Origin of the sequence: uncultured Umboniibacter sp., from assembly GCF_947497555.1 — a bacterium.
In the GTDB taxonomy this organism is placed as follows: Bacteria; Pseudomonadota; Gammaproteobacteria; order Pseudomonadales; family DSM-25080; genus Umboniibacter.
The window spans coordinates 45,412-63,267 of sequence record NZ_CANMGY010000012.1 but is presented as its reverse complement, the minus strand read 5'-3'; the positions used below and the strand labels follow the sequence as shown (position 1 = coordinate 63,267).

At 48.9% G+C, this 17,856-nt stretch carries 16 protein-coding genes; 13 read left to right on the top strand and 3 right to left on the bottom strand.

Annotated features, from left to right (window positions below; all coding sequences use genetic code 11):
* Positions 1-45 precede the first annotated feature (45 nt).
* Entirely contained in the window at positions 46-1,107 is a 1,062-nt protein-coding gene (locus Q0698_RS12125) for a hypothetical protein (RefSeq protein ID WP_298636927.1), read from the bottom strand.
* Between the two features lie 271 nt (positions 1,108-1,378).
* On the opposite strand from Q0698_RS12125, the gene Q0698_RS12120 reads away from it, so the two are divergent.
* Together Q0698_RS12120 and gcvT are read left to right on the top strand one after the other, a co-directional pair.
* Positions 1,379-1,615, top strand: a complete 237-nt coding sequence (locus tag Q0698_RS12120) for a hypothetical protein (RefSeq protein ID WP_298636926.1) — start codon at positions 1,379-1,381, stop codon at positions 1,613-1,615.
* A gap of 178 nt (positions 1,616-1,793) precedes the next feature.
* On the top strand, positions 1,794-2,882 hold the full coding sequence (gene gcvT / locus Q0698_RS12115) for a glycine cleavage system aminomethyltransferase GcvT (protein ID WP_298636924.1): 1,089 nt from the start codon (positions 1,794-1,796) through the stop codon (positions 2,880-2,882).
* 180 nt (positions 2,883-3,062) lie between these two features.
* On the opposite strand, the gene Q0698_RS12110 is transcribed toward gcvT, so the two are convergent.
* Positions 3,063-3,413 carry a rhodanese-like domain-containing protein gene (locus Q0698_RS12110; protein ID WP_298636923.1) on the bottom strand — a complete coding sequence of 117 codons (351 nt, stop codon included), beginning with the start codon at positions 3,411-3,413 and terminating at the stop codon, positions 3,063-3,065.
* Positions 3,414-3,527: 114 nt separating this feature from the next.
* On the opposite strand from Q0698_RS12110, the gene ltaE reads away from it, so the two are divergent.
* From ltaE to ggt, 4 genes are read left to right on the top strand one after another with little or no spacing between them, the layout of a single operon-like run.
* Positions 3,528-4,541 (top strand): low-specificity L-threonine aldolase, encoded by a 1,014-nt coding sequence (gene ltaE, locus Q0698_RS12105; protein WP_298636921.1) that lies wholly within the window; start codon positions 3,528-3,530, stop codon positions 4,539-4,541.
* An 11-nt stretch (positions 4,542-4,552) separates the two neighbouring features.
* Positions 4,553-5,578 carry a hypothetical protein gene (locus Q0698_RS12100; RefSeq protein ID WP_298636920.1) on the top strand — a complete coding sequence of 342 codons (1,026 nt, stop codon included), beginning with the start codon at positions 4,553-4,555 and terminating at the stop codon, positions 5,576-5,578.
* Entirely contained in the window at positions 5,575-7,263 is a 1,689-nt protein-coding gene (locus tag Q0698_RS12095; RefSeq protein WP_298636918.1) for an amidohydrolase, read from the top strand. Before Q0698_RS12100 ends, Q0698_RS12095 begins: the two co-directional genes overlap by 4 nt.
* Positions 7,264-7,265: 2 nt before the next feature.
* Positions 7,266-8,915 (top strand): gamma-glutamyltransferase, encoded by a 1,650-nt coding sequence (gene ggt, locus Q0698_RS12090; protein ID WP_298636917.1) that lies wholly within the window; start codon positions 7,266-7,268, stop codon positions 8,913-8,915.
* 150 nt (positions 8,916-9,065) lie between these two features.
* Here the strand turns inward: ggt and Q0698_RS12085 are convergent, their stop codons facing one another.
* Complete coding sequence (locus Q0698_RS12085; protein WP_298636915.1) at positions 9,066-10,460, bottom strand: L-serine ammonia-lyase; 1,395 nt, start codon at positions 10,458-10,460, stop codon at positions 9,066-9,068.
* 163 nt (positions 10,461-10,623) lie between these two features.
* On the opposite strand from Q0698_RS12085, the gene Q0698_RS12080 reads away from it, so the two are divergent.
* The 7 genes from Q0698_RS12080 (at position 10,624) to trxC (ending at position 17,820) form a co-directional block, all read left to right on the top strand.
* Complete coding sequence (locus Q0698_RS12080; protein WP_298636913.1) at positions 10,624-11,979, top strand: MATE family efflux transporter; 1,356 nt, start codon at positions 10,624-10,626, stop codon at positions 11,977-11,979.
* Positions 11,969-13,447, top strand: coding sequence for a DNA recombination protein RmuC (rmuC, locus tag Q0698_RS12075; RefSeq protein ID WP_298636912.1), 1,479 nt, complete (start codon positions 11,969-11,971; stop codon positions 13,445-13,447). The genes Q0698_RS12080 and rmuC overlap by 11 nt, the downstream gene beginning before the upstream one ends.
* Before the next feature lie 32 nt (positions 13,448-13,479).
* On the top strand, positions 13,480-14,073 hold the full coding sequence (locus Q0698_RS12070; protein ID WP_298636911.1) for a class I SAM-dependent methyltransferase: 594 nt from the start codon (positions 13,480-13,482) through the stop codon (positions 14,071-14,073).
* A 21-nt stretch (positions 14,074-14,094) separates the two neighbouring features.
* Entirely contained in the window at positions 14,095-15,690 is a 1,596-nt protein-coding gene (locus tag Q0698_RS12065) for an NAD(P)/FAD-dependent oxidoreductase (protein WP_298636910.1), read from the top strand.
* Positions 15,691-15,859: 169 nt separating this feature from the next.
* Positions 15,860-16,600, top strand: a complete 741-nt coding sequence (locus Q0698_RS12060) for an MBL fold metallo-hydrolase (RefSeq protein WP_298636908.1) — start codon at positions 15,860-15,862, stop codon at positions 16,598-16,600.
* A gap of 50 nt (positions 16,601-16,650) precedes the next feature.
* The gene (locus Q0698_RS12055) at positions 16,651-17,349 is read left to right on the top strand and encodes a HEPN domain-containing protein (protein ID WP_298636907.1); all 699 of its coding nucleotides are present in this window, start codon (positions 16,651-16,653) and stop codon (positions 17,347-17,349) included.
* 57 nt (positions 17,350-17,406) lie between these two features.
* A complete protein-coding gene (trxC, locus tag Q0698_RS12050; RefSeq protein ID WP_298636946.1) occupies positions 17,407-17,820 on the top strand; it encodes a thioredoxin TrxC in 414 nt (137 codons plus the stop codon).
* Positions 17,821-17,856: the final 36 nt, after the last annotated feature.

Sequence of the window (17,856 nt, the reverse complement as noted above, 5' to 3'; positions counted from 1 at the left end):
GGCTCAGGCTGCGCCGTTATCATTTCTGCATGAAAACGTTGATACTTAAATGGCTTCAATACTCACCGTGAGGGTATCTTTGTAAGTTCCTGAGCGTTTCCCAGAAGAGTCTTCAAGATCAAAGTCCAGTTGATAGTTCAGGCCATTTGATCCACTGCAATTATACTCACTGGCATCAACCGAGGACATGGCGTTTTCGGCAACTCCATTATCAACCTGAGTTCTCATATCGCTTTGTCTAAGGTCAGTCAGATCAATGTTATAGCCAATCGTCTGGGCCGGGGTACCACCGTCTGTCTCCAACATTCCGAAATTATACAGCCCACCAACCGGGGCAGGCTGTAATCCGCTTAGCGTGATATCAACGTCATCGCCCGCAAAGGACCAAATGCAGAAGTTGGCAGACGTTTGAGTATTTAAGTCAATTGACGGCGGCAGCTGAGAAAGGTAGACACTCGAAGAAATGGTGATGCTGACCGCGAATTCTGTAGGGTCAGATTTTGCCGCGCCGTTATACTCCGTAGGGTCAGCGACCAAATCGAAGACGCCAGTAAAGGTTGAGAGTGCATTAGCCCCTAAACTGGCGATATCTGAGCCTAATATCTGAATAGAGAAGTCAAAGGTGTTCGCGGTGCAAGCGGCGCTTTGGCTGGCGAATTGTGTCGAGGCGTCAAGCTCCAGGTTCTTCGTGGCTACCGGATCGGAAAAATTTGATGCGGGTGCAGCGCCCGGAAGCAATGGTACTGCATCAGGCGTATTGGTAATGTTGCCAGCTAGTTTAGTGAGATTGAACTTTATGGGTAAGTTAGCGCCATTAGCACCCAAGAGGCTATAGGCCGTACCGGCAGTTGTTTGCTCTACCGATAATGCGTAGTTCACGCGAAAGTAACCGGTTTGTTTTTTGTTAGAAAAGACAAAACAAAAACCTTCGTCAACAATTGGGATGACGGTCCCCTCTGCTAAATCCGCGCCGTCCCATTCGCCAAAGTCTACATCTTGGATCTGAAGTAGTGCACTAAATTGATCTTTATCGTTTTGCGCCCACAGCAACTCGGAACAGGTCGCCAGTATGACTGCTAATACAATGATCGAAATTCGGTAGAGCATCTTCAGGCCTCTTGAAATGCTATTGTGACAAGGGTCACACTTATATTCATATTGCCACAAAACTTTTTTGCATCCAAACGATAAGTCCATGCGTCTATGTTAGTGAATGAACAATTTATCAAGGATAGAATCATGTACCGTTTAATCAGTGTTTCAGTAATTTTAATGTTGTTATCAGGCTGTGCTAGTGCGTTGAGTGTTCTCGCTTAACGCCAACTAGTCTATTATTTATCAGAGTTAAAGCATTATTGCTTTTAAGTAAGGGGAAGAAATGAAAAAACTAATTGCGATCGCTGTTATTGCCACACTTTCAACAGGTTGTGTCTTTGCAGTAGGAACGGGTGGTAATAGCTCAAACAACTGTACTATTACCGTAAACGAGGATGACTCAATCACAATGCGTGGTGAGTGCCCATCTAGCATGCGTGTAAACGTGAAGAAGCCTGCGCAGACCATAGAAATTGAAGAAGTTTCCGAAGTTGAAGTGGAAATGGGCGAAGCTGAGTAAATACTTAGTCTTAAAGCTCCAGCAAAAAAGCCAGCGTATGCTGGCTTTTTTGTTTCCGATTGGATTCAAAAATTTACGAAACGATACAAACACAAAAACTTTAGGTATTATATTAGGCAATCTAAAATTACCATTCATCTCCACATTAGTTACCTAACATCTAAGAGGCTTGTCTGCCATGAGCAAAACCACCCCACTGTATAATAAGCATGCCGAAGCAGGCGCAAAATTCGTTGATTTCTCGGGCTGGCAGATGCCAATACACTATGGGTCACAGGTGGAAGAGCATAATATTGTTCGCACCGCCGCCGGTGTCTTCGACGTGTCTCACATGGTTGTCGTGGATATTGAAGGTGCGCAGGCAACCGAATTCCTCCAGTATTTACTCGCCAATGATGTTGCGAAGCTACCTACTGCCGGCCAAGCAATGTATACGCCCATGCTAAATGAAGCAGGCGGTGTCATTGATGACCTTATCGTCTACAAAACATCCTACGGCTACCGTTTAGTCGTGAATGCCGGCACCGCAGAGAAAGATCTCGCCTGGTTCAATCGCAATGCTACCGACTTTGAAGTTAGCGTAACATCCCGTCCAGAGATGGCAATTCTTGCGGTTCAGGGGCCTGAAGCCCTTGCGTCAATTTACGAGCTCATGCCAACCATTAGTGAAGAATTGAAGGGCTTAAAGCCATTCCAAGGCATGCCTTTGGCTGATGGTGGATACATCGCTAAAACCGGCTACACGGGTGAAGCTGGTGTTGAAGTGATCGTTCCGGCAACCGAAGTAGAGGAGCTTTGGGATGCATTACTTGGCGCTGGCGTTAAGCCAATCGGTCTAGGTGCTCGCGATACCTTACGACTCGAAGCGGGAATGAACCTTTACGGCCAGGATATGGATGAGACGACTTCACCGCTTACCTCAAACCTGGCTTGGACGATTGCCTGGGAGCCGGCAGATCGAAACTTCGTTGGTCGAGACGTCATTGCCGCGGAACGTGCAGCAGGAACTACCCATAAGCTGGTGGGCTTGGTGCTTGAGGATCGCGGTGTGCTGCGTGCGGGCCAAACGGTTGTGGTAGAGGGCGAGAGCCTGACTGGCACAATCACCAGTGGTAGTTTTTCGCCAACGCTAGGTATTTCCATTGCTTTAGCCCGTGTGCCAAAGACCATTGGAGACTCTGCAGTGGTAGAAGTTCGCAATAAGCAGTTGAAGGTTCGCGTGGTGAAGCCATCGTTCGTGCGTAACGGCAAGTCGCAAATCGCCTAGACTACATTTAGCCTTGCAACAATTAAACGGAGCGTTCTAGGTCGACGCTCCGTTTTTCACGCCACAAGGCATGGCTATTTCCCGTAGCTTGGCATCGTCGGCGACCTGCTGAGCGTCGATATTACCTCTGACTTGATGAGGGCTGTTCTACTTCGGAACACGTAGTAGAGATCATTAACGTTATTGTTTAAATGATCCGATCACCGATTCTACCGGACAGGTAATGACCATCACATTGCTATAGCCAAGCTCCACCAGTTGCTTGGCGGCAAAGGTAGCTCTTCCTCCTGTCGCGCAATGCAGGTAGATAGGCGCGTCGGGGCTGGTGATTGTAGGTATAATCTGCATTTCTAGCACGCCGCGGGGTATGTTAACCGCGCCGTCAGCGGACGCATTGTTGAACTCTTCGGGCTCACGAACATCAATCAGGGTTCCTCCCGCAGTCTTAATTTGCTCTGCCGCTGAGCTCGCATCAATGCAATTCAGTCCGACTCTAATTTCCTGTACCCAGTTAGATAAGTCTTTAAACATTCTCTTCTCCTGATAGTCACCGTTGGGCGACTTATGATAGCTTGATAGTCTATTTAGACTAGCAGTTTCAACCGATAACGAAACTTTCGGCTAACCGTTAACGAAGAGAATGAAATGATTGACCTACGAAGTGATACGGTAACGCAACCCTCACGTGCAATGCGGGAGGCCATGCTCAACGCAAAAGTTGGTGACGACGTGTATAGAGATGACCCCAGTGTGTTGGCTTTGGAGCAGCGCGTAGCTGCAATGCTGGGCAAAGAAGCAGGGCTATTTGTGAGCAGTGGTACGCAAGCTAACTTACTCGCTCTGCTAAGTCATTGCCAGCGGGGTGAAGAGTATATTGTTGGACAGCGCGCTCATGCGTACAAGTATGAGGCCGGAGGCGCCGCGGTGCTAGGAAGTATCCAGCCACAGCCGCTGGCATTGAAGACAGATGGTACGTTTGACATGGATGAATTAGAAGCGGCTATTAAGCCACGCGACATCCACTTCGCTCGAACTAAGTTGGTCTGCTTAGAGAATACCATTGGTGGCGTGCCCCTGCCGATAGGCTACCCCGAGAAGGTGCGATCGATCTGTGATCAGCATCAATTAGCATTGCATTTAGATGGTGCCCGGCTGGTCAATGCTGCCTGCTTTCATGAGGTGCCCTTGAGCGAACTCGCAGCGCCCTTTGATTCTATTTCGTTGTGTCTTTCTAAGGGTTTAGGTGCCCCCATTGGGTCAGTATTGGTGGGTAGTCAAGCGTTCATCGAAGAGGCGCGACGCTGGAGAAAGATGTTGGGTGGTGGTTGGCGTCAAGCCGGTTTGTTGGCGGCAGCTGGGCAGCTAGCGTTAGATAATATTGGCCGTACCGCAGAGGACCATGAAAAGGCCGCGCAATTAGCCGCTGGTCTGGCAGGAATTGAGAGGGTCAATGTACTCGAACAGCAGACCTATACTAATATGGTGTATGTGGAGATTGATCATGATTTACCTGACTTAATTAACTATCTGTTAGACAACGGCGTACGCGTAACATCGGGAAGTCCAATGCGACTGGTGGTGCATCTTGATGTCTCTGCTGCTCAGATAGACGAAGTCGTCGCGCTAGTTCGAGCTAGAATTCAACACACCGCTTCATAGGGAATATGAGTATGAAAAATTGGTTGTTAATTGTCCTTCTTTGTCTTTCTGGTGTCACAGCGCCAGTTTTCGGGAATCAAGAGGAAGTTGAGCCCACGCCGTCAGAGCAAGACCAAAGTGCTGAAGAACAGCAGGAACGAGCCGCAGCCTTGACTGAGACAGAGTTCGACCAGCCGTTATACAAGCCGTTTATAGAGCGATATGTCTTGGACGAGATTCGCGCGCTGCGCATTGAGATGCTAAATAACCGCGTAGAAATTAGCCAGCAGGTTGCCGCCAATCGAGTTGAGGCGAACGATAAATCCATTGCTTATACCGCGGAAACTATGACCATATTCTTCTACATTATGGCCGGCGGAACGGCACTTGTCGCTTTGGTTGGCTGGAATTCGCTGCGCGATGTTCGGGCTCAGGTGGAAGGTTTAGTGAACAGCCGGGTCGATAAGATCACCGCCGAGTATGAGCGTCGTCTCGCCGAGGTAGAGGCGGGGGTTAAAAGGCGTTCGAATCAACTCGCGGAACTATCGGCCGAACTTGAAGACCGAATGGAAGAGGTGGATGTCAGACTTAAGAAGCGCTCTGAGCAAATCATGGAGGCACAGGAAGATATCTCGCGCACCAATGAGCTCCACGCTCTGTGGCTTCGCGCTGGTTTGGAGATAGGGATTCAGGCTCGAATTGATCTCTATGATCAAATTTTGAAGATTAAGCCAGATGACATTGAAGCAATTACCTACAAAGCGGACTTAGTCCTAGAGAATGGCGACTCTGAGTGGGCTTTGAGTTTGTGTAACCAGGCTATCGATTTTGACCAGGAGTATGCCTACGCCTATTGGCAACGAGCCTGTGCGAATGCAACCTTAGGCCGTACCAAAGAGGCGCTGCGAGACCTCTATATGGCGCTTGAAAAGTCACCGCGATTAATGTCCGAGCTAGAGACTGAAGAAGCGTTCGCTAGCCTTCGCGAGAATGAGGCTTATGTCGCGCTGATTAATGAGTTGACGGAAGAAGTTTTATCGGAGGATAAGGGAGCATGAAACAATTCATCATTGCAGCAACGCTATTATCACTAATTGGTTGCGACGCCGCGCCAAAACCTGCCGATACCGTTGTTTTTGGTGGGCCAATCTACACCGTAGATGATAGCCAGCCGATAGTTGAAGCGTTGGCCGCGCACGATGGTAGAGTGTTGGATGCTGGCTCCTGGGAGGAAATTGAAGTATTCATAGGCCCTATGACAGAGGTTATCAATCTTAATGGTAGAGCAATGTACCCTGGCTTTGTTGAGGGCCACGGGCATTTGGCCGGTCTTGGTAAAGCGCTAGTAACGGTGGATTTAAGTTCGACCTCCAGTTACGAGGAAGCCATCGATCGTGTCGCAGCGGCAGCGGAGCAGCAACCAGCGGGTAGCTGGGTAATGGGCTGGGGTTGGCACCAGAGCAAGTGGACCAATGACAGGTCAGAATATGTGGGTGGATTCCCAACGCATGAGGCACTCTCGGCCGCGGTTCCCAATCACCCGGTTGATCTTCGCCATGCCAGCGGGCACGCTACACTTGTTAATCAGTTGGCCATGGAGTTGGCAGGAATAGATCATGAGACCGCATATGGTGTGGGCGGCAAAGTTGTAAAGAATGCCAGCGGCGAGCCGACCGGTGTGCTCAACGAAAATGCGGCCTACCTGGTAGATTCCTTTACGGCCTCATCAACCGAAGAACAGGCGAGCGAAGATATTGTTCGAGCGGCGGAGCATGCCTTGGCGAATGGAATCACGAGCTTTCACGATGCTGGGACATTACAGCATGAACTCGAGGCAATGATGCTACTCGGCGATAAAGCCCAACTTCCTATTCGCGTCTATTCCATGCTGAGTAGCTCTCAACCTGAGCTCATTGAAAGTTGGTTACAGCGCGAGCCGGTTGTAGGCTTGTATGACAACCACCTAACAGTTCGAAGCATAAAAATACATGCAGATGGCGCCTTGGGCTCACGCGGAGCTTGGCTACTTCAAGCCTACTCCGATGCTCCCGATACGTTTGGGATGCCAACCTACCCTATGGAAGGTGTTGAAGTGCTGGCAATCGCAGGCTTGGAACGTGGCTATCAGGTAAATGTCCATGCTATTGGTGATAGGACTAATCAGGAAACGCTAGATCGTTTTGAACGCGCGCTCAGGCAATTTCCAGATACTGATCACCGCTTTCGGATTGAACACGCGCAACATTTGCATCCCGATGACATCAAGCGTTTTGCAGCACTGGGTGTAATTCCCTCTATGCAAGCCATTCATATGAGTTCGGATCGTCCTTGGGCTATTGATCGCTTAGGCATTGAGCGCATTGAGGGCGGCGCATATATGTGGAGCGATCTGATTGAGTCTGGCGCGATTATTGTTAACGGGACCGATGTCCCAATTGAGCCGATTAATCCCATCGCCAATTTCTACGCAGCCGTTACACGCCAGACCTTAGCAGGTCAGCCTGACGGTGGTTATGAATCTGCTCAGAAGATGACGCGTGATGAGGCGCTTAAATCTATTACGTTTTGGCCTGCGGTCGGCGCCTTTGAGGAAAGCTATAAAGGTCGCCTGAGTGAAGGCTATTTATTCGATGCGGTGATTCTATCTAACGATATCATGACGGTGGATTCTAGCGAACTGCTTAAGGTCGATGTTGAGCAGACTATCGTAGCAGGACAAACTCGCTATCAGAGGTCACTTTAATTATGTCCATACGTATCCAACATTGGCTAATAGGCGCTGCCCTAATATTGCCATCACTGACTAGCGCGAATAACTCCCACGCCGGTGCGGTGGCGATGCCCGAAAAGCATGCCGCGTTGGTTGCCAAAGAAGTCATTGAGTCAGGCGGTAATGCCATTGATGCTGCAGTTGCGGCGGGCTTCGTCTTAAGTGTTACTTATCCTGAGGCGGGAAATATTGGTGGTGGCGGTTTTATGCTACTACATATGGAGGGTGTGAATGATTTCCTAGATTACCGAGAGACAGCGCCAGCTGGTGCCTCTAGGGATATGTATTTGGATCCAAATGGCGATGTGATCCCCAACGCATCACTGATCGGTGGTGCATCATCGGGTACGCCTGGAACCGTAGCGGGACTTTGGGCGGCTCATCAAAAATATGGTAGTAAGCCCTGGCGAGACTTGGTCATGCCGGCCGTAGCACTTGCTCGAGATGGTTTCGTTGTGGAAGCACATCTGCAGCAAGAGGCGCGCTATTTCATGGAAACGGCGATGGGAAAGAGCTCCAATTTTTATGAATATTTTGGCTCTCAGCTAATAGCTGGAGAACGTTTTGTTCAGCCCGATTTGGCCTCAGTTCTTCAGCGTATCGCCGACAAGGGGCCTAGCGGCTTTTATGAGGGCGAGACAGCTGAGCTGATCGTTGCTCAAATGGCGCGTACGGGAGGGTTGATCAGTAAGCAGGACCTCGCAGGCTATTCGGTAAAGTGGCGAGCTCCATTGATGGGCGAATGGCGAAATACGCAGGTGGTGACTGCACCGCCTCCAAGTTCAGGGGGTATTGCACTACTGCAAATACTGGGCATGTACTCAGCAATCAATAGCACGCCGCAGCATAACAGTACCGAATACGTTCATCTGCTATCGGAAATCTACAAACGAGTCTACGCGGATCGAGCTGAATACTTAGGTGACCCCGACTTTGTTGACGTTCCCCAGCAGGCACTTCTGGCAAATAACTATCTTCACGATCGAGCTGCTGAAGTAAATCTAGCGGCTATCTCTGAGACTGCGGACGTAAGATTTGGCGCGGTCGAAAGTCCTCAGACCACACACTTTTCGATTGTCGATAATGCCGGAAATGCCGTTTCAAATACCTACACCCTAAATTGGTCATTCGGTAGTGGTAATGTAGTTGAAGGAGCAGGATTTCTGTTAAACAACGAAATGGATGATTTTTCTGCGAAGCCTGGCGTGCCCAACATATACGGTGTAATAGGTGGTGAAGCGAATGCCATCGCCCCGCATAAACGGATGCTGTCTTCAATGACGCCGAGTTTAGTCTTAGTCGAGGGTAAGGTTGATTTCGTCAGCGGCACGCCGGGAGGCTCAACCATTATCACCAGTGTGGCGCAGACTATTTTGAATCGTTATGTCTTTGGTCAAAACGCACTTGAGTCGGTTTCTAGCTCACGCTTCCACCATCAATTGTTTCCGGAAAATCATCTGTTGATGAGCGAAGCACTTTCTGACCAGGCGATGAGTGAGTTGACTGATCTTGGCTATAGCCATTCAGTGGAGTGGTTGGGAGATCTCCAGGTAGCTGCGAAGCATGGCGACTCCTATGAGGCGGCGGCGGATCCACGCGGTCGCGGGGTTGCGCTCAGTTTTTAAGGATTCAGTAGCAAGGTAGCTATCGTTACACCTAACCGTGGAATTGAAAAAGGGCACTTTCACCTCACATGAAAGTGCCCTTTTTGTATGTGTTTCGAAGGCTTAGTGAGGTATTAGCTCTGCGCTAAGCTAACGTATCATTGAATCCGCTTAGCACTGAGATTTCTTTCCCGCGTAGAGTGCTAGTCCACCTTGGGACGTTTCCCGATACTTGGCCTGAATGTCTAACCCCGTGTTATACATCGTCTCAATCACATTATCCAAAGATACTTCGTGGTAACCGTTTCCACGCAACGCTAAGCGCGCCGCAGTAATGGTTTTAATTGCTGCCATGCTATTGCGTTCAATACATGGAACCTGAACAAGCCCGCCTACGGGGTCACAGGTCATGCCGAGGTGATGCTCCATGCCAATCTCTGCGGAATTCTCCACCTGTAAAACCGTCCCGCCCATAACCGCTGCTAAACCGGCAGAGGCCATGGAGCAGGCCACGCCGACTTCACCTTGGCAACCCACTTCAGCTCCCGAGATCGACGCATTCATTTTATAGAGCATGCCGATCACGGCGGCAGTTGCTAAGAAATCTCGGACCCCCTGTTCGCTACTCTTTTTATCGAATCGAGTATAGTAGGCAAGCACTGCAGGTATTACACCGGCGGCGCCATTCGTAGGTGCTGTTACCACTCGGCCACCGCAGGCGTTCTCTTCATTTACGGCCATAGCGAAGAGCGTCACCCAGTCCATAATCGCAAAGTGGTCACTGAGCATGGCCTCGGGGTGTGCCGTTAAGCTCGTCATCATGTCCTTGGCGCGACGTTTAATCCCGCTCACAGGTAGTTGGCCATCCATTCGCATTCCGCGGTCAATACACGCTTTCATCACTTCCCATATATGATCGATACGCGCATGGATATCATTTCGAGACAAGCCGCTGATGGCTTCTTCATTTTGGTAAGCCATCTCAGCAATACTAAATTGCTGCGCTTCGCAGATGGCGAGAATGTCGTCGCCATTGTCAAAGTCCCAAGGTACGTTAACTTCCATGGTCTCAGTTGATGAGGTCTGATGAAACTCATCTACGCTGATGACAAAGCCTCCTCCCGTGGACAAGTAGGCTTTCTCGAAGAGACCAATGCCGTTTTCATCAACCGCATAGAAGCGAATACCATTAGGGTGCTCGGGGAGAGCTTCGTTAAAATGGAAAATCATATCGCTTTCGTAATTGAAGTCGATGTCCCGCAGGTCATTAAGGCGAAGCTTCCCTTCAATTTTGGCTCGGTCAAAAACTTCATCGGCAAAGTCAGGACACATCGTGTCGGGAGCAAGGCCCGCAATGCCAAGAATTGCGGCTTTATCGGTGGCGTGACCGAAGCCTGTTAGCGCGAGCGATCCATAAAGGCCGACTTTGATCCGAGCAACCTTTTCAAGTTCATTACGCGCAATCAGTTCGTCTAAAAAGTAACGTCCGGCCCACATCGGCCCGATGGTATGTGAACTGGAAGGGCCAACGCCAACCTTAAAGATGTCGAAAATGCTTAAAGCCATAGGAGTCTCATTCAAATTTGATGCAAAATTTCCAATAAGAAATTTTGTTTACTGCTCGAACTATAGCAGCTTCAGGTTTATTTAGCCTAGACCTAAATTTGTTTCGTTGCTAAGCGCGAAAACTGTTAAATTAGGAATTCGATTTATTTTCAGGTTGGGATACATGGCGAAGAAGGACTTTACTCAGGGGAATGTGCTCAATCACATTTTAGTGATGTCAGCGACCTCGACCATCGGTTTATTGGCCATCTTCGGCGTGGACTTAACGGACCTTATTTTTCTCAGTCAGCTGGGTGACGATGACATTTTAGCGGCCATCGGCTTTGCCGGAGTTATTCTTTTCTTTACTCAGTCTATTGGTATTGGGTTATCAGTGGCGATGTTGGCGTTGGTTTCAAAGGCTATTGGCCAGGGTGACGAAGCGAAGATGAAGGCGACCGCTTCGAATATCATGCTCTTTTCATCCATCATCGCGGTAGCCATTGCTCTGATTACGTTTCCCTTTCTTGAGAACCTACTGGCTTGGTTAGGCGCAACGGGTCGCTCTGCTGAGTTGGCGTATAGTTATAGCGCCTGGTTGTTACCTTTCTTTCCGGTGATGGTTCTTGCTACCTCGGCGAACGCCATTGTCAGAGCGCTTGGGGATGCCAAGCGAGCGATGTCAATGATGCTGGCTGGCGCACTGGTCAATTTAATTCTGGATCCTATTTTTATTTTCTATTTTGAGTTGGGTATTGAGGGTGCGGCGATGGCGTCGGCGGCGGCCAGAGTGACAATGGCTTCCTTTGCCTTATACGCTGTCTTGAAAGTCCATCCTATGCTCGCACGAATAAATTGGCAGCAATTTCGATCTGAAGTAGGAATCATTGCTCGATTCGCTTTACCGACAACGCTCACTAACTTTGCCACGCCAATTGGTATGGCGTTGCTCACCTACAAACTTGCCGAAATTGGTACGACGGCGGTGGCGGGATCGGCGATCATATCAAAGATTACACCCGTCGCGTTTGCGGTATTTTATTCTCTGTCGGGAGCAGTTGGGCCAATTATTGGCCAAAATGTTGGCGCTGGCTTGTATCCACGGGTGATCGAAACTTTGAAGGCATCGGTGAAGTTTAGTTGTGTTTATACGGCGATACTCTGGTTGCTGATGGTGCTTACGTTGCCATACATCTTGGTGCTATTCGGCGCGGAAGGTCAGGTTGCCGATGTGGTCAAAGCATTTTGCTACTTTGCGATTCCTCTTACCTGCGCAATGGGTGCGTTATTTGTGGCTAACGCTGGTTTCAATAATATGGGTCGGCCGGGATTTGCAACGGCGGCAAACTTCCTTAGGAACAGCATTGGAGTCATCCCCTTCGTTTGGTTGGGCTCGGAGTGGTTTGGGGCCGAAGGCGCTATTGTTGGTTTTTCACTAGGTGGTTTCATATTTGGAGTGCTAGCTATTTTCTACTGTATTAGATTGGCTAAATCTAGACTGGAGAGGCAGCTATTAGCGGAGATGAAGAATGCAGATTGAGATGCTTGTTCTGGTAGGCGCCTGCGCCTTATTGGTGTTGATAAAAGCGACTATGGCGGTGCTTTGGTTGAGACAATATCAGCGCGCTAACCACGTACAGAGAGCTGCAGAATTGGAACGACAAGCTCTGCAATTAAGCGCCCAGGAGGCAGATAAGTTAGTGTTGGAGTTGCGGGAACTTCAGCAAACAAGCTTAGATAATGACCGAAAGTTTCAGCGAGCCAATGCGCAGCTAGAGGCTAAGGAAACTGAACAACAGCGCCTGCTAGAGCGTTCAGCAATTAGAGACAATGACCTTAAGACATTACAGCAACAGCTTTCAGCAGCGAAGGAAAGGTTGGCAGAGCAGGCGGCAACTGCTGCCGAAAGAGAGGCTAGTCTCGCTCAACAGTTAGCGGACTTCAAGGCGAGCAGAGAGCAGCTTAAGACGGAATTCGAACAGCTTGCGCAAGAGGTTCTAGAGAGGAAAGGCCAGGCGTTTAAATTGCAAAGTGAAGATTCAATAAAGCAATTACTTCAGCCATTGCAGATAGATGTTAAAGGTTTTCGCGAAAAAGTTGAGTCCATTCACGTAGAAGAATTAAAGCAGCGCAGTGCGCTTCGTCAGGAACTCATTGGGCTGCAGGAGTTAAACCGACAAATCACCGATAAAGCTGATGCATTAACCAACGCACTTCAGGGTCAGAAGAAATTGCAAGGTAACTGGGGTGAGTTGATGTTAGAGAATGTCCTCGATAGCTCGGGGCTTCGTATTGGCACGGATTATACCCGAGAGAAGGGCTTTACCGATGGGAATGGCCGCCAGCAGCGACCTGACGCCATCGTGTACCTGCCGCAGGGGAAGCATTTGATTATCGATGCCAAGACATCGCTGGCTGCCTATACGCGGTTTGTGAATGCTGAGGATGTTGAGGTTCGAACAATGGCTCTTGGGGAGCACGCTGCCGCCGTCAGTGCACGTATTACCGAGCTTGCCGATAAGAGCTATTACAAGCTTCCAGAGTTAAACTCGCCTGAAGTCGTGATCATGTTTATTCCGATCGAGTCGGCCTACGTGGAAGCGCTAAAGCACGATGAAACCCTATATCAACGCGCAATTGAGAAAAATGTCTTAGTCGCAACACCCACCACACTTTTGACGAGCTTAAATATTGTCCGGCAGCTTTGGCGATTTGAGGATCAAAGCAAGCACAGTGCAGAGCTTGCTACCCGAGCAGCCAAATTCTACGACAAGCTAAGGCTATTTCTGGAAAGTATGTCCAGAGTTGGAAAAGGCATTGACCAAGCGCGTGAACAGTATGATAAAGCATTAGGGCAGCTAGCAACCGGGCGAGGCAACCTTATTAAGCAGGCTGCGGAGTTTAACGAGCTCGGAGTTTCGGTGACGAAAGAGTTAGATGCCGAGTTAGTGGGCAAAGCAAATCTTGAGTTGCCCGAAGTTTCCGATACAGCCAATCAAGACAATTGATGTGGTAGCTACTTTTCTTTTGATGTTAACTGATGTACAAATATAACTTAGAGCTCTCTAATATTGCCATGGAAGGTAACGTAACAATGGAGCGGTTGCTCATAAAAGCCAAGCATAGTCGGATCCAGGCTGTGTCTAGCGAATCTCATCACGAGGAATGGTTGTCGTTTCTTGATTCGCGCTGTGGAAGTTTTCTCGATATAGGTGCCGCCAGCGGGCGAGATGCACACTGGTTCGCTTCGCGTGGATGGCAGGTAACCGCGGTGGAAGACAATCCTCAATGGGAACGACTCTACGATGGTAACGCCAAGGTAGAATGGATCTGCGATAAATTACCTAATTTACTATCCCTCATTAGTAAACCACAGTATGACGCCATTCTGGTTAGTAATCAGTGGCCGCGACTTAATCAAGTGGAGCAGCAGCAGGCATTACTCCGACTTTTTGGTTTGCTAAAGACTGGCGGCTTGTTAGTGGTGACTTGGTCAGAAGGTGGGGAATATAAAAACGAGCATCCGGTAGATTATCTTCCCTTCAGAAAGGCACTCATTGTAGAAGGGCCCGATGCAATTGACCCTTCAGCCATTATGTACACAGCCATTTTTGGGGCGAATCAAAGTTTATAGTAATAATACAGGCTTAGTTTAATGCTCGATATCGTAGTTATCGGTGGTGGTCACAACGGTTTGGTATGTGCTTACTACTTGGCAAAGAAAGGCTTAAAGGTGAAAATCCTGGAGCGACGTGATGTGATCGGTGGCGCCGCGGTCACCGAGGAGTTTCATCCGGGGTTTCGTAACTCTACGGCAAGCTATACAGTAAGTTTACTCAATCCCAAGATCATTGATGAGATGGACTTGTATCGTCATGGTTTAAGAATTCTTAATCGCCCCACGTCGAACTTCCTTCCTATTAACGACACGGAGAGCTTACAACTAGGCTCAACCTTGGAAGAAACTCAACAGGAGTTCGCACGCTTTTCCACGGCAGACGCCGAAGCACTTCCCGCTTATTACGATATGTTAGAACAGGTCGCTGACTTCCTGCGGGCGATGTTACTGGAAACACCAATAGACTACGGCGCAGGTTTCGCCAATATCATGCGTGGCTTCCGGATGGCTGGATCGCTGAATAAAATCAAAGACTCTGGACGTCGAGATGTCATTGATCTTTTTACAAAGAGCGCGGCCGAGGTCCTTGATCAATGGTTCGAGAATGATCATGTGAAGGCAATCTTCGCCTTCGATTCGGTGGTTGGCAACTATGCTAGTCCCTACACTCCTGGTTCAGCGTATGTATTACTTCACCATGTTTTTGGTGAGGTTAACGGCGTTAGTGGAGCTTGGGGTCATGCGGTGGGCGGAATGGGATCCATCACTCAAGCGATGGCGGCTGCGGCAATTGAACTGGGCGTTGACATCCAGACCTCAGCGGGGGTTGATGAAGTATTAGTCGAGCAGGGTAGTGCTGTGGGGGTGAGACTGAGTAGCGGTGAGATCGTTTATGCTAAGCGAGTGGTTTCTAATACTAATCCCAAACTGCTATTCCAGCAGTTGGTCGCGAGTGAACACCTTTCTTCTGAATTCAAGCGCAGGATCGACGGCTACCGATGTGGTTCAGCCACCTTTCGGATGAATGTTGCCCTGTCTGAATTACCAGATTTCTCCTGTAAGCCAGGAACTACGATGCAGCCTCACCATCAAAGCGGTGTCGTCATGTCGCCAACTATGGACTATATGCACCAAGCCTATCTTGACGCCCAGGCAGACGGTTGGTCCGCGCGGCCGATTGTTGAGATGTTGATTCCGAGTACCGTGGATGACAGTCTAGCGCCACCTGGTATGCATGTGGCATCGCTATTTTGCCAGCATTTTGCTCCCGAGCTCAAAGACGAGCGTAGTTGGGACGATTATCGGGAAGAGGCCGCCGATTGCATTATTGATTTAGTTAGCGAGTTCGCGCCGAATTTTAGGGCCGCGGTCATGGGTAGAAAGATTCTCTCTCCCTTAGATTTAGAACGTGATTTTGGCTTGATTGGTGGAGATATTATGCATGGTTCGCTTGGGCTTGATCAGCTATATACCAACCGACCTATTCATGGTTACTCGGATTATCGAACCCCCATTAAGGGGTTGTATCTCTGTGGCTCGGGGACTCATCCAGGAGGAGGTGTAACGGGTGCACCGGGTCATAACGCGGCTAACGAAATCTGGCGAGACGCCAAAACTTGGTGGCAGATATAGGTTTGTGGCGTGAGTAATGGCTCACACTCCTTGGGCTGAAATCGTGGAAAATGTAGGGCAATAGTCAGTTTTTCTGATGTCTGCTTGAATAAATTCGAGATGAAAGTTAAATAGAGTTTTTTGGATTCCTAATAGACGTAAAGATAATTTGGATGATAAGGCAAGGCGCATGCAAAGTGTAAGTCAGTTTAAAATTATCGGCTGTGGTAATTCCGAGTCACTAAGGCATTTTAATAATAATGCACTGCTATGCTGCACAAGTGGCAACCTGCTTATCGATTGCGGGCACACTGCAAAGCTCGCATTACATGAACAGGGATATGGCTGGGCTGATATCGACGCGGTTTACATCACTCATGTGCATGGCGATCATGTTTTCGGTCTAGAGCGGTTAGCATTCGAAAGCCGCTTTAAACTAAACACTCGCCCGAAGTTATTCCTCGAACCCGAACTCGAAAACGAGCTCTGGGAGCAAACTCTAAAAGGGTCATTGGGCAATATTAATGGTAAGAGCCAAGTATTAGCGGATTACTTTGATGTGCAATTCATTCAGGACCATAAGTTTAGTTTCGGAGGTCATCATATCCATTCAATACCTGTGGATCATGCCCCAGATAAGTCGGCGTTTGGCATTCTTATTGATAACTACTTGTTTTATTCTGGGGATACCAAGGCGATTCCAGAGGTTGTTAATGAACTCAACTTCGAAATAGGTTTTCATGATGCCTCAGTGGCTGAAATTAGTCCCGTTCACGCTCATTTTGAATCGCTTAAGTCCTCTTATTCGGTAGCGACCTGCAAAAAATTGTATCTAATGAGCTATGAGGACGATTGGCGGTTAGCAGCGAAGGACATTGACGGCACTTTCGCTGGTCTAGCGGAGCAGGGACAAGTGGTCACGTTGCCCTAGGACTTAAACCGGCAATATGAATGCCGTGTTTTATCTTCGCGAACAACTCTATGCTTCAATTGAATCCCGCTATCGACTCGGGTTACTCTAGTGAAATGAATACTTCTCCCGAAAGCCTCAAGGCCAGCTTAAAGTCGCGCTCAATTAATGGGCCACTAGCCACTCGACTCCATCGTGCGATTAGCTGGCTATCGAGCGCAAATGAGAGCGATTCTGACGATCTGCGCTTCATTACACTTTGGATAGCCTTCAGTGCCTGTCTGGGTGTTGCCGACGAGCAACATACCAAGCTTGGCGAGCGATCTCTGTTCCAGTTGTTTATCCGGCGTTTGATTTCAAGGGATGAGCAAAAGCTGGTGGAAAGTGTGATCTGGAATACCTACCCCAATGCCGTTGCATCATTACTCGAGAACCCCTATGTGATGCAAGAATTCTGGGAACACCAGCGCGATAATAACCCAGAGTGGGATGCCGTTTTGACCCGTCAGCGTTTGCGGGCATCTCGATATTTCACTGAGCGAGAGGGGGCAAAGATACTAGGCTTAGTATTGGACCGCTTAAGCGTGCTGAGGAACCAGATCATGTTTGGTGGTGCCACGTTCAAGAGTTCAGTGAATCGCTCTCAGGTTTCGGAAGGAGCACTATTATTGGAAGAGTTAGTTCCTGCAGTCATTTCGGTGATGTTACAGTCTGCCGATGACGATTGGGGGCAAATCTATTATCCTGTTATGAGTCAGCTTGCTGAGTAAGTGCTGAGTAAGCGCTGTGAAATGTTGTAAAAATCTGAGGAGAACGTTGTGATTTTAATGTGTCCACATTGTTCAGGTTTAAATCGAGTTCCAGAGGATAAATTGGCGGCTACACCGCATTGCGGCATGTGCCGGCAGTTAATCTTCACAGGTGGGCCAGTAAGTTATAATCGATCTCAATTCCTCCGTGCTAGAGACAAATCCGATCAGTTACTGGTGGTAGATTTCTGGGCCGACTGGTGTGGGCCGTGTAGAGGCTTCGCTCCTACCTTTAAACGTGCTGCCGAGGTGCTTGATCAGCAAGCGCGCTTCATCAAGGTGGATACGCAAGCCGAGGAATTATTGGCGAGGGAACTCAATATTCGCTCACTGCCGACCATTGCAGTCTATCGCAACGGCAAAGAGCTCAATCGTTTGGCGGGTGCTTTGGACTTAGCTCAGTTTACTAAGTGGTTAGCGCCTTATCTCTAGCATCGAATTTCTCTGCCGAATATTCGCAGCGAGAGA

What these genes read in the sequence shown, in the direction of transcription:
- Q0698_RS12125 (WP_298636927.1), bottom strand. Translation starts at nt 1,107, where the DNA reads ATGCTCTACCGAATTTCGATCATTGTATTAGCAGTCATACTGGCGACC.
- Q0698_RS12120 (WP_298636926.1), top strand. Translation starts at nt 1,379, where the DNA reads ATGAAAAAACTAATTGCGATCGCTGTTATTGCCACACTTTCAACAGGT.
- gcvT (WP_298636924.1), top strand. Translation starts at nt 1,794, where the DNA reads ATGAGCAAAACCACCCCACTGTATAATAAGCATGCCGAAGCAGGCGCA.
- Q0698_RS12110 (WP_298636923.1), bottom strand. Translation starts at nt 3,413, where the DNA reads ATGTTTAAAGACTTATCTAACTGGGTACAGGAAATTAGAGTCGGACTG.
- ltaE (WP_298636921.1), top strand. Translation starts at nt 3,528, where the DNA reads ATGATTGACCTACGAAGTGATACGGTAACGCAACCCTCACGTGCAATG.
- Q0698_RS12100 (WP_298636920.1), top strand. Translation starts at nt 4,553, where the DNA reads ATGAAAAATTGGTTGTTAATTGTCCTTCTTTGTCTTTCTGGTGTCACA.
- Q0698_RS12095 (WP_298636918.1), top strand. Translation starts at nt 5,575, where the DNA reads ATGAAACAATTCATCATTGCAGCAACGCTATTATCACTAATTGGTTGC.
- ggt (WP_298636917.1), top strand. Translation starts at nt 7,266, where the DNA reads ATGTCCATACGTATCCAACATTGGCTAATAGGCGCTGCCCTAATATTG.
- Q0698_RS12085 (WP_298636915.1), bottom strand. Translation starts at nt 10,460, where the DNA reads ATGGCTTTAAGCATTTTCGACATCTTTAAGGTTGGCGTTGGCCCTTCC.
- Q0698_RS12080 (WP_298636913.1), top strand. Translation starts at nt 10,624, where the DNA reads ATGGCGAAGAAGGACTTTACTCAGGGGAATGTGCTCAATCACATTTTA.
- rmuC (WP_298636912.1), top strand. Translation starts at nt 11,969, where the DNA reads ATGCAGATTGAGATGCTTGTTCTGGTAGGCGCCTGCGCCTTATTGGTG.
- Q0698_RS12070 (WP_298636911.1), top strand. Translation starts at nt 13,480, where the DNA reads ATGTACAAATATAACTTAGAGCTCTCTAATATTGCCATGGAAGGTAAC.
- Q0698_RS12065 (WP_298636910.1), top strand. Translation starts at nt 14,095, where the DNA reads ATGCTCGATATCGTAGTTATCGGTGGTGGTCACAACGGTTTGGTATGT.
- Q0698_RS12060 (WP_298636908.1), top strand. Translation starts at nt 15,860, where the DNA reads ATGCAAAGTGTAAGTCAGTTTAAAATTATCGGCTGTGGTAATTCCGAG.
- Q0698_RS12055 (WP_298636907.1), top strand. Translation starts at nt 16,651, where the DNA reads ATGCTTCAATTGAATCCCGCTATCGACTCGGGTTACTCTAGTGAAATG.
- trxC (WP_298636946.1), top strand. Translation starts at nt 17,407, where the DNA reads ATGTGTCCACATTGTTCAGGTTTAAATCGAGTTCCAGAGGATAAATTG.